Below are 9,672 nucleotides of genomic sequence, written 5' to 3'. Positions count from 1 at the left end.
TAGATGACGCAGAAATTAATTATGCCGATGTAACAGTTGGGTAATATTCAACTATTAAGTGGTAATAAAAGATTTTGCGAAAGATTCTTGACACTATCTGATAAAGTCCTTGACTCAAAAAAAAAATATTGATAAAATAAATTGCTACAGATTTTTCTGGGCAAGTGACATAAGTTAATAAAGTTCGTGCAAGGGGTAAGTAAATGGATTCATCAGGTGTTTTAGGACATTTGGCAATGCGTCGTGTGGTTTTAGCCCATGAAGAGGTGTTGTGAATCTGTTTATTTTTCGTGTGCGGATTTTTTGTTGTTTTGTTATTTTTAGCTAAGGAGTGAAGATCTTAATGTTTCATCCTGTACCGGTAGGCAAACGAACCAGGTATAGCTATGCCAAGATTAAAGAGGTCATGGAAATGCCTCATCTTCTTGACATTCAGCGCAAGTCTTATGAATGGTTTATTGGCGATGTTGAAAAGGGAACCAAGGGCACTGGCCTTATGGAAATTTTTGAGGATATTTCCCCAATCACCGATTTCCAGAACAAGATTGAATTAAGACTGTTGGATTATTCTCTGGGTGAGCCAAAGTATGGCTTGGAGGAGAGCAAGGAGCGGGATGCAACCTATTCCGCCCCGCTTAGAGTGAAGGTTCGTCGCATTAACAAGGAAAACGGTGAGTTCCACGACAGCGAAATTTTTATGGGTGATTTCCCGCTGATGACCAGCTCAGGTACCTTTGTTATCAATGGTGCTGAGCGTGTTATTGTAAGTCAGCTGGTTCGTTCTCCGGGGGCTTACTACGGCAAGAATGTCGATTCCCAGGGTAAGTCTTTGTTTGATGCTACTGTTATTCCTAACCGTGGTGCATGGATTGAGCTTGAGACTGATAATAACGATGTTATTTCGGTTCGTATCGATAGAACCCGTAAGCTGCCGGTTACCGTATTTTTGAGAGCTTTGGATGCTATTAACAAGGCTGAGATTAAGCGTAACCAGCAGATTGCCGACGGTACGGCCAGCGCAGCTGAGACGGGCCGCAACGAGGACCATATTGAGGTTATTACCTCTGATTTGTCCTTTGGAACCAAGGATGAAATTCTGGCACTCTTTGATAATGACCCGGCTATTGCTGCTACTTTGGACCGGGATAATACTGAGAGCACTGAGGGCAGAAGCATTGAGGAAGTAGCACTTGATGAAATCTACAAGCGGCTTCGTCCAGGCGAGCCATTCAATGTGGACAATGCCCGCCAGATGCTTAGAAGCCTGTTCTTTGACAAGAAGCGTTATGATTTGGCTACTGTTGGTCGTCACAAGATTACCAAGAAGCTGGGCTGGAAGCATCGTCTGGTAGGACAGGTACTGGCTGAGCCATTGGTGGACCAGGAGACCGGTGAAATCATTGTTCCGGCTGACAAGATTATTGAGCAGGATTTCATTGATGAGATTACTGACGAGCAGGAAAAGGCTATTTTCGGTGAAAATAGGGCCATTATCCTGAAGGTAAAGCTGGATGACGAAGGCCAGCTGCTGGAGATGATTTGCTCCCCAACTTTGGTGGACAAGAAGCGTACCATTGCGGTTAACGATATTATTGCTTCCGTCAGCTATCTGTTGAATTTGATGCATGGTGTGGGCCGCACTGACGATATTGACCATTTGGGCAACCGTCGTGTCCGTTCCGTCGGTGAGCTGCTCCAGAATCAGTTCCGTATTGGTTTGACCCGTATGGAGCGTGTAGTTCGTGAGCGTATGTCCACCCAGGAGGATATTTCTGCTGTACAGAATCTCATCAATATCCGTCCGGTTGTGGCTGCAATCAAGGAATTCTTTGGTTCATCCCAGCTGTCCCAGTTTATGGACCAGCACAACCCATTGGCTGAGCTGACCCATAAGCGTCGTCTGTCAGCCCTTGGTCCTGGTGGTTTGTCCAGAGAACGGGCCGGTTTCGAGGTCCGGGATGTTCACAACTCCCATTACGGTCGTATGTGCCCTATTGAGACCCCAGAAGGTCCTAACATCGGTTTGATAGGTTCCCTGTCCAACTATGCACGAATTAACAAGTATGGCTTTATGGAGACACCATATCGTCGTATAGATAAAGAAAACAAACGCGTTACCAATGATGTTAAGTATATCACTGCTGACGCCGAGGATACCTTGGTTATTGCTCAGGCCAACGAACCATTGGATGAAAACGACTGGTTCGTAAATGAGCGTGTAGTAGCCCGTGTTCACGAGGAGACCACTGAGGTTCGCCGTGAAAAGGTTGACTACATGGATGTGTCGCCAAAACAGGTGGTTTCCATTGCAACCGCCATGATTCCGTTCCTGGAGAACGATGACGCCAACCGTGCCCTCATGGGTGCCAACATGCAGCGTCAGGCCGTTCCGCTTCTCCGTACTCAGGCCCCATTGGTTGGTACTGGTATGGAGTACAAGGCAGCCTGTGACTCCGGCGTTATGATTTTGGCTAAAAATGCCGGTGTGGTTGAGTCCGTTTCTGCCGACAAGATTGTTGTCCGCACTGAAGATGGTGATTTGGATGAATACAAGCTTCAGAAATTTATGCGTTCCAACCAGGGTACCTGCATCAATCAGCTCCCTATCGTATTCAAGGGTGATCAGGTAGAGGCTGGTCAGCCAATTGCTGATGGTCCGGCAACTGACCACGGTGAGCTGGCTTTGGGCTACAACATTATCGTTGCTTATATGCCTTGGGAAGGTTACAACTACGAGGATGCTATTCTTCTTAGTGAGAATCTGGTCAAGAGAGATATTTATACTTCCATTCATATTGAGGAATATGACTGTGAGGCCCGTGATACCAAGCTGGGACCAGAGGAGATTACCCGTGATATCCCTAATGTATCCGAAGAAAATTTGAAGGATTTGGATGAGAACGGTATTATCCGCATCGGTGCTGAAGTAAGAACCGGTGATATTTTGGTCGGTAAGGTTACACCAAAGGGTGAGACTGAGTTGTCCGCTGAGGAGCGTCTCCTGCGGGCTATCTTCGGTGAGAAGGCCCGGGAGGTTCGTGATACTTCCCTGCGGGTTCCACATGGTGAAGCCGGCAAAATCGTTGATGTAAAGGTTTATAGCCGGGAAAACAACGACGAGCTGAATCCTGGTGTAAACAATATGGTTCGCGTATACATCGCCCAGAAGAGAAAGATTTCCGTGGGTGATAAGATGTCCGGTCGTCATGGTAACAAGGGTGTCGTTTCCCGGATTATGCGGGAAGAGGATATGCCATTCCTGCCAGATGGTACTCCGGTAGATGTGGTATTGAACCCATTGGGTGTACCATCCCGTATGAATATCGGACAGATTTTGGAAACTCATCTGGGTATGGCTGTAAGAAATATCGGTACTCAGATCAAGAACGGTGACCCAACTGTTGAGAAGCGTCTCCGTGCGATTGGTTATGATTTTGACAAGTATGGTATGCCAAAATCCGACAAGGCTGGTGTGCATATTGCTACCCCGGTATTTGATGGTGCCCGGGAGAAGGATGTATTTGATACAATCCGCGCTTCCGGTATGGATGAGGATGCCAAGACTGTCCTTTACGATGGCCGTACCGGTGAACCGTTCAAGAACAAGGTTACCGTGGGCTGCGTATACATGCTGAAGCTGCATCATCTGGTTGATGATAAGATTCATGCCCGTTCCGTAGGTCCTTACTCCTTAGTTACCCAGCAGCCGTTGGGTGGTAAGGCACAGTTTGGTGGCCAGCGTTTCGGTGAGATGGAGGTTTGGGCCCTGGAGGCATATGGTGCTGCTTACACCCTGCAGGAGATTTTGACTGTTAAGTCTGATGATGTTGTGGGCCGTGTAAAGACCTATGAATCCATCGTCAAGGGTGAAAACATCCCTGAGCCGGGTGTTCCGGAATCATTTAAGGTTCTTATCAAGGAGCTTCAGAGTATCGGTCTCGATATCAAGGTTCAGGATGAGAATGCCAACGAGATTATGGTACAGGATGATGAAGACGACATTAAGGAGGCCGCCAATGATTTGGAGGTTGATGTAAATGGCGTTGATGATTCCGCAAATATGCCAGTTGTTGACGAATACAGCGAAGATGATATTGAAGCGGTAGATGATTATGCTGATAATGATCTCATCGTGGATGTTGTTGCCGATAATGATGACAGTGATGAATAAAGGAAGGGAGTGACACGCCCTTGTTGGATGTAAATAATTTTGATTCAATGCGTATTGGTCTGGCTTCTCCGGATAAAATCCGGGAGTGGTCCTATGGTGAGGTTACCAAGCCAGAAACTATAAATTATCGTACTTTAAAGCCGGAAACCTCCGGTTTGTTCTGCGAGAGAATCTTTGGCCCAACCCGTGATTGGGAGTGCCATTGTGGAAAGTATAAGAGAATTCGCCATAAAGGCACCGTCTGCGAGCGTTGCGGTGTTGAGGTTACTCGGGCCAAGGTCCGTCGTGAAAGAATGGGACACATTGAGTTGGCGGCACCAGTTTCCCATATTTGGTACTTCAAGGGTATTCCTAGCCGCTTGGGGCTGGTATTGGACATTGCCCCAAGAGCTTTGGAAAAAGTACTGTATTTTGCTTCTTATATCGTAATTGACCCTGGTACTACTGAGCTCAGCAAGAAACAGCTGCTCAGCGAGAAGGAATACAGTGATTTGCGCAGCCGTTATTCGCCAACTGCGTTCAGAGTTGGTATGGGTGCTGAGGCTATCAAGGAACTTCTGGTAGAAATCGAATCCGATTTGCCGGAGGAGGAGCAGAAGCCAGAGGAGGGTATCTTTACCCGTTTGGATTTGCTGCACCAGGAACTGGCTGAGGAGTTAAAAACTGTAACCAGCCAGCAGCGTCGCCTGAAGGCTATCCGCCGTCTGGAGGTTGTTGAGGCTTTCCGTAAGTCCGGCAACAAGCCTTCCTGGATGATTATGGATGTGGTTCCGGTTATTCCACCAGAGCTGCGCCCAATGGTTCAGCTGGATGGTGGCCGCTTTGCTACCTCTGACCTGAACGATTTGTATCGCCGGGTAATCAACCGTAATAACCGTCTGAAGCGCCTTTTGGAGCTTCATGCGCCAGATATTATTGTCCGCAATGAGAAGCGTATGCTCCAGGAAGCAGTTGACGCCCTCATTGACAATGGCCGTCGTGGCCGTCCGGTTACCGGTCCTGGTAACCGTCCGTTAAAGTCCCTGTCTGATATGTTAAAGGGTAAGCAGGGCCGTTTCCGTCAGAATCTGCTTGGTAAGCGCGTAGACTATTCCGGTCGTTCCGTTATCGTAGTAGGTCCTGAGCTGAAGCTCCATCAGTGTGGTCTCCCGAAGGAGATGGCATTGGAGCTCTTCAAGCCATTCGTTATGAAGCGTCTGGTTTCCGATGGTATTGCTCACAACATCAAGTCCGCCAAGCGTATGGTAGAACGGGCCAAGGATGAGGTTTGGGATGTACTGGAAGGCGTTATCAAGGAGCATCCGGTTCTGCTGAACCGTGCCCCTACATTGCATCGTCTTGGTATTCAGGCCTTTGAGCCAGTTCTTACCGAGGGGCGTGCTTTGAAACTGCATCCATTGGCATGTACCGCGTACAATGCTGACTTCGATGGTGACCAGATGGCTATCCATCTTCCATTGTCGGCTGAGGCACAGGCTGAGGCCCGTGTATTGATGCTGGCGGCCAACCATATCCTTGCACCTAAGGATGGTGGTCCTATTATCGTTCCTTCCCAGGATATGGTTTTGGGTTCCTATTATCTGACTGCTGTGCGGGATTCCAGCCAGGGCCGTCCTGTTATGGGTGAAGGCAAGATTTTCACCGGTATCAACGAGGCACTGCTGGCTTATCAGCATCAGGAGCTGGATTTGCAGGCTGAAATCAAGGTCCGTATCAAGGAAACTGATGAAGATGGCAATGTGACTGATTATGGTCTGGTTCGTACTACTCTGGGCCGTATGATATTCAATGAAACTCTGCCAAAGGCAGTTCGTCAGTATACTCAGGACAAGAAGACCGGTGAGTGGTCTCTTGGTAAGCTGATGAAGAAGGGCGAGCTGGGAAAACTGGTAGACAAGTGCTTTAAGACCCTTGGTGCCAGTGAGACTGCCGTGGTTATCGATAATGTCAAGAATTTGGGTTATCATTATGCTTGTATTGCCGGTATGACCGTTGCTATTTCCGATATTAAGGTACCGGAAAAGAAGCAGGCTCTTCTGGACGAAGCAGAGGCTATGGTTAAGAAGACCCAGCGCCAGTTTGATCGCGGTCTTATGTCTGAAGAAGAACGCTATAAGCGTGTCTGCAAGATTTGGAACAAGACTACTGAGCAGGTTGCCGATGCAATGTACGACAACTACGAGGACAATGAGCCATTCAACCCAATCTATATGATGGCCAACTCCGGTGCCCGTGGTAACAAGTCCCAGATGCGTCAGCTGGCCGGTATGCGTGGTCTGATGGCTGACCCATCCGGTAAAACAATTGAAATTCCAATTACGGCAAACTTCCGTGAAGGTCTGTCCGTATCTGATTACTTTATATCTTCCCATGGTGCCAGAAAGGGTCTGGCGGATACCGCCCTCAGAACAGCTGACTCCGGTTATCTTACCCGTCGTCTGGTTGATGTGGCACAGGATGTTATTGTCCGTGAGGAAGACTGTGATGTGGTTGGCATCAATTTGGTTCGTGAGCGGGCTAAGCTGGCTGATTCGGCTGCCGCTGCCATCGAATCGCTGAAGGATAGCCTGATTGGCCGTATTATGGCGGCTGATGTTGTAAGTCCGGAAACCGGCGAGGTTATCATCAGCAAGGGCGATGTCATCGATGAGGAATATCTCAAGAGCATCGGTGAGGCTGGTGTTTCCGAGATTGTTCTCAGTGGTTCTGCCTCCAACAGCGAATCGGATATTTCCAACGCAGCTGCAACTGATACTGTACAGTTGGGAGCTCCTGACGAGAATATCCGGAAGTCCATCAAGGCAGCTATGGTTGCTCAGATGATGGGCAAGGATACCACTGATGCGGTTATTGATTCTAATGGTGTGGAAATAGTTCCGGCCGGTGTACCTCTGACCGAGGAATACATTGAGGCAGTGCTGTCCAGTGACGCCAAGGAGGTCAAGGTCCGCAACAACAATATCCGTGGTATTGAGGTTGAGGCTATTGCCGGTGAAGTTAAGGGCTCCAAGGATATTCTGCCATTGAAGGCACGAATTCTTGGTCGGGTTCTGGCTGAGGATATCATCGATCCTAAGAGCGGCAAAAAGATTGCTTCCATCAATGACGATATTGATGAGGAGCTGGCTGAGGAAATCAGCAAGATTCGGACCAAGGTATCTGTCCGCAGCGTATTGACCTGTAAGTCTCAGTATGGTGTCTGCATCAAGTGCTATGGCCGTGATTTGGCCAACGCTACCCGCGTAAATGTGGGTGAGGCTGTAGGTATTATCGCAGCCCAGTCCATCGGTGAGCCAGGTACTCAGCTGACAATGCGTACCTTCCACTCCGGCGGTATCGCCAGTGGCGAGGATATTACTCAGGGTCTGCCTCGTGTCGAGGAATTGTTCGAGGCCCGTAAGCCGAAGCACATGGCTACCATTGCTGAGATTGAGGGCGATGTAACTGTTACGGCTGTTACCACTGAAAATGGTACCCTCAGTACGGTTACCATTACCCCTAACGAGGCGAAGGACAAGGCCAAGGAATATGTTCTGCCAGTTAATGCCCGGGTGGCAGTTAAGGATGGCGACCATGTTCTGCCAGGTGACAAGATTACCGAGGGTTCCATCAACCCACACGACATTCTTCGTGTCTGCGGCCTGAAGGCAACCCAGAACTATCTGGTATACGAAGTACAGAAGGTTTACCAGCAGCAGGGTGTTGGTATTAACGATAAACACATTGAGGTTATGGTTCGTCAGATGCTCCATAAGGTTCGCATTGAGGCTTATGGTGACACCGACTTCCTGCCAGGTGAGTATGTTGATATCAACAGCTTCGAAGCGGCTAATACCAAGGCTATTGCCGAAGGTAAAGAGCCGGCTGTGGCTAAGCCAATTCTCCTTGGTATCACCAAGGCAGCCTTGGCAACGGATTCCTTCTTGTCCGCTGCATCCTTCCAGGAGACCACTCGTGTCCTGACTGATGCGGCTATCAAGGGTAAGGTTGACCCACTCCTCGGTCTGAAGGAAAATGTTATTATTGGTAAGCTTATTCCGGCCGGTACCGGCATGAGCTGCTATCGTAACATCAAGGTGGTTTATGAAGATGAACCGGAGCAGACTGTAGAAGCTGAAGCAGCTGCAGAGTAAGTATTGCTTAAATAAAAGACAAACTAAAAGAGTTGTGAGTTGGCAGCCCCTTAGGGCATCCACTCACAACTCTTTTTTGTGCGTATATTTATTTCTGGTTGCTTACCATATCGATTACATTTTGCTGCAATTCCTTCAGGAATGGCGGATTTACGGTGTTTTGAATCTTCTGCTGGTCAAGGACGATTTCTACCTTGCAGTCCTTCAGGGCTTCCTCTACCTGTGGAATGCTCTGGCCGCCCCAGCCATAGGAACCAAAGGCAAAGCCCTTCAGTCCTTTAGGTGCCAATCCCTTCATATAGCAGAAGAAACCGGCTACAGTCGGCATCATCTGGTTGTTGATGGTCGGTGAGCCAACCGCAATGTATTTGGCGTCCAGCAGTTCCGTCATAACATCGGAAATATGGTCACATCTCAGGTCAAAGAGCCGTGGCGAAATACCGGCCTTCTGGAAGGCATCTGCCACATTCTTGGCCATAATCTCCGTGGTATGCCACATAGTATCAAAGACCACTACGGCCTTGTCCGTCTTTTTGAAGCTGCTCCAGTCCTTGTAGGCCTGAATGATTTCCGGAATGTGGCTTCGCCAGGAGACACCGTGCCCGGTGGCAATCATGCTGATTTTTAGCTCGCTGAGAGCGGTGATGGCCTTTTGGGCCTGTGGACCAAACAGCATTAAAATATTGGCATAATACTTCTTGGCCTGATGCATTACTTCACTCAGGTCGTTATCATCCTCGAAGCGGCCTACGGAAGCTAAGTGCTGGCCAAAGGCGTCGTTGGAAAACAGCAGCTCCTCCTCCGGGCAATAGGTTACCATACTGTCTGGCCAATGAAGCATTGGCGTAGGGACAAAGGTGAGGGTACGCTGACCTAGGGACAAGGTGTCACCAGCTTTTACTGCGATGTAATCCCGCTCACCATAGCGACCGGTAAGACCTTTCAGACCGTTAGGGTCACTGGTAACGATTTTGGCATTGGGGCATTGCTGCATCATAAAAGGAATACCGCCGGAATGGTCCGGCTCCACATGGTTGGACACTATATAGTCAATTTTGGCCGGATCAACGATGTTGCGGATGCGGCCCAGCATTTCCATACAGAAGGGAGCCTTTACGGTATCAATCAGGGTAATCTTCTCATCCATAATGAGGTAGGCGTTGTAGCTTGAACCACGCTCAGTGCTGTAGCCATGGAAATTACGCATGGACCAGTCCATGGAGCCGACCCAATAGATGCCGGGTTTAAATTCGACAGGGAACATAAATTATAACCACCTTTCGAAAAAATATAAAATATTGCTTTTCATAACGATTTTAGCAGGAATATATGAAAAAGTCATGGTAAAAAACTGGCTTGTAGATTAAA

Annotated in this window: 3 protein-coding genes; 2 read left to right on the top strand and 1 reads right to left on the bottom strand. The window is 48.4% G+C overall.

Annotated features, from left to right (window positions below):
- The first annotated feature begins 343 nt into the window (after positions 1–343).
- Together QZV24_RS06020 and rpoC are read left to right on the top strand one after the other, a co-directional pair.
- A complete protein-coding gene (locus QZV24_RS06020) occupies positions 344–4,171 on the top strand; it encodes a DNA-directed RNA polymerase subunit beta (protein ID WP_294521501.1) in 3,828 nt (1,275 codons plus the stop codon).
- Between the two features lie 20 nt (positions 4,172–4,191).
- On the top strand, positions 4,192–8,304 hold the full coding sequence (rpoC, locus tag QZV24_RS06015; RefSeq protein ID WP_294521498.1) for a DNA-directed RNA polymerase subunit beta': 4,113 nt from the start codon (positions 4,192–4,194) through the stop codon (positions 8,302–8,304).
- 88 nt (positions 8,305–8,392) lie between these two features.
- On the opposite strand, the gene QZV24_RS06010 is transcribed toward rpoC, so the two are convergent.
- Positions 8,393–9,568, bottom strand: coding sequence for an FprA family A-type flavoprotein (locus QZV24_RS06010; RefSeq protein WP_294521495.1), 1,176 nt, complete (start codon positions 9,566–9,568; stop codon positions 8,393–8,395).
- Positions 9,569–9,672: the final 104 nt, after the last annotated feature.

It is taken from the genome of uncultured Anaerovibrio sp., assembly GCA_902786545.1.
Classification (GTDB): Bacteria; Bacillota; Negativicutes; order Selenomonadales; family Selenomonadaceae; genus Anaerovibrio.
The sequence above is the reverse complement of the archived record's forward strand: the minus strand, read 5'-3'. Positions and strand labels throughout refer to the sequence as shown.

Bases quoted from the DNA above. Each gene is read 5' to 3' on its own strand.
- QZV24_RS06020 (WP_294521501.1), top strand. From the start codon at position 344: ATGTTTCATCCTGTACCGGTAGGCAAACGAACCAGGTATAGCTATGCC.
- QZV24_RS06010 (WP_294521495.1), bottom strand. From the start codon at position 9,568: ATGTTCCCTGTCGAATTTAAACCCGGCATCTATTGGGTCGGCTCCATG.